General features: G+C 69.3%; 2 protein-coding genes. One reads left to right on the forward strand and one right to left on the reverse strand.

The window, feature by feature from the left end; all coding sequences use genetic code 11:
* Nucleotides 1–571, reverse strand: a 571-nt coding sequence (locus AC1DOC_RS34045) for a Bug family tripartite tricarboxylate transporter substrate binding protein (RefSeq protein ID WP_478131619.1), incomplete at its 3' end; no start/stop codon positions are given.
* A 105-nt stretch (nucleotides 572–676) separates the two neighbouring features.
* Between AC1DOC_RS34045 and AC1DOC_RS34050 the strand changes: the two genes are divergently transcribed.
* Entirely contained in the window at nucleotides 677–1,204 is a 528-nt protein-coding gene (locus AC1DOC_RS34050) for a MarR family winged helix-turn-helix transcriptional regulator (protein ID WP_478080989.1), read from the forward strand.
* Nucleotides 1,205–1,282 lie beyond the last annotated feature (78 nt).

A 1,282-nucleotide genomic window follows, 5' to 3' on the forward strand; every position in this document is an offset into this window, starting at 1 on the left:
GCACCATCTTGAGCCCGGCCGCGCGGTTGAGCATCTCGCCAAGGAAGTGCGAAGGCGTGCCCGCGCCGTAGGAGCCGAAGCTCAGCTTGTCGCCCTGCGCCTTGGCCCAGGCGATGAATTCGGACAGCGTGTTGGCGGGCACGTCCTTGTGGACGGTGAGCGCCAGCTCGAAGCGCGCCGCGTTGATGATGGGCACGAAATCCTTGATGGGGTCGTACGACAGGCTGCGGTACGCGCTCGGGAACATGGTCATCATGCTGGCCGTTCCCAGCAGCAGCGTGTGGCCGTCGGGCGCGGCCGTCTTGACGGTTTCGGCCGCGATGCGGCCCGCCGCACCCGCGCGGTTGTCGATGATGAGCGGGCCCAGCGCATCGCGCACCTGCTGCGCGATGGCGCGCGTCAGCACGTCCTGCGTGCCGCCGGCGGGCACGCCGATCAGCACCTTGATCGGCTGGCCGGGCCTGAAAACCTGGGCCTGCGCGTCGAGCGCGAGGGGTGCCAGGGCGAGTCCGCCCAGCGCGGCAAGTGCGCGGCGGCGGTCGAAGCTCAAGGAAAGAGGCGTGCTGGGCATGGGGCGGTGTCTCCGGGGTCTTATAGGGTTGGCGTTGGATCCCGAAGGACTTTAGAGACGCTACATTCGATTGATCTAATCAACCATCCCCCGGACTAACCCCGAATGACCGTGCCACGCCGTTCGCCCGACGACCTGCTGCTGTACCGGCTCGCACGGCTGATCGGGGTTGCGGGCAGCATGGTGATCCGGCTGTGCGAGGGCCGTTTCGGCATCACGCGGCGCGAGTGGCGGCTGATCGCGGTGCTCGCGAGCCGCGGCGAACTGGGCTCTTCGCAGCTGGCCGAGCACGCCCAGCTCGACCGCGCCCGCACCTCCAAGACGATCGGCTCGCTGGTCGAAAAGCGGCTGGTCTCGCGCGTGGCCCGCGCGGGCGACCGGCGGCAGGTGCTGCTGGGCCTGACCGAGAGCGGGCAGGCGCTGTACGAGGAGCTTTTTCCGCTGGTCACCCAGATAAACGCCGAGCTGATGGAGGCGCTCGACAAGGAAGACGCAGCGCGCCTGGACGCGTTCCTGGACCGCCTGCAGTCGCAGGCCGAGCGCATGGTGCAAAAGGCCGTGCTGCCCAAGGCCGACCGCGGGCGCCGCGGCGCGGGCAGCGGCATCAGTCCACCTTCATCCCGGTCGCCTTGACGATGCGGCCGTAGCGCGCCTGGTTGGCTGCCAGGCGCTCGGCCGCAGGTGCGCCGGTCTCGCCGAGCGCCACCATGT

The sequence above is a fragment of the Variovorax sp. 01T439_2 genome (assembly GCF_056398445.1).